We start from the raw sequence: 944 nt of genomic DNA, 5'->3' as shown, positions 1-944 counted from the left end.
ATTGCTCACCACCCAGCGTGTTAATGCTTTAATAATGCCTGTTTGTTCGGCAATCTCAATAAACTCATCAGGCCTAACCAAGCCATAACGCTCATGGTTCCACCTTACCAAGGCCTCCATACCTACAACTCGATTCTCTTTAAGAGAGTATTTAGGCTGAAAGTACAAAGCCAGATGATCATTCTTGATCGCTTCCTTCAATTCAGAAACCATCATCAAGCGGCGCGCATTGTATTGATCATATTCAGGGCGATAGTAAGAAAGGTGTCGCTCAAGTGCTTCCGATGAGTCTGCAGCTACTTGGGCATGGCGCAATAAAGTTTCGGTGTTCAAACCGTGCTCAGGACAAACAGCCACACCAATTACCGGACGCAGTTCCAGACGCATCTCCTTAAACTCAATTGGTTGCATTGCCTGCTTTAGAATTTCATTTACCTGCTCTGTGTGGCTTTCCGCAAGCTCTGCCTCAACGAGCATCACAAATGAGCCTGGCTCCAAAGAACAAATTAATGCTTCCTCGGAAGGCCCCTGAAGTTTGACGATACCTGGCATATTAACCGACAATGCAGCGAAATTCTGAGCCACCTCGACCTGCATTAAATCAGTATTATGGTGACCCAAGGTACGACTGATCTCCATATAACGAAGGATTTCGATCACACAAATAGCGATCCGTTTATTCCCACGAGACTCAATAACCAAATTAGCCTGCTGCTCAAAGCAGGAGCGGTTTGGCAAGTGGGTCGTGGGATCAGATAAAGACTTGTTTAATAGCTTCTGTTCGGTTTCTCTGCGCTCAAGTTGCTCCAGTAATCGTGCTTCTTGCGCAGCTATTCGCTGCCTATGCTCTTGATAGAAACGTGAGGCTAAGGCTGCGTTTAGTATAAATAGCTCTAGTGCTGAACCGATCTGCATACCGTACTCGGTAACGAAGCTCACCGGCA

At 46.3% G+C, this 944-nt stretch carries 1 protein-coding gene; it reads right to left on the bottom strand.

All coding sequences use genetic code 11. The features are described 5' to 3' along the window. A partial coding sequence (locus A3766_RS26495) for an EAL domain-containing protein (protein WP_156509161.1) occupies positions 1-944 on the bottom strand: 944 nt, incomplete at both ends.

The sequence above is a fragment of the Oleiphilus sp. HI0132 genome (assembly GCF_001635845.1).
The sequence above is the reverse complement of the archived record's forward strand: the minus strand, read 5'-3'. Positions and strand labels throughout refer to the sequence as shown.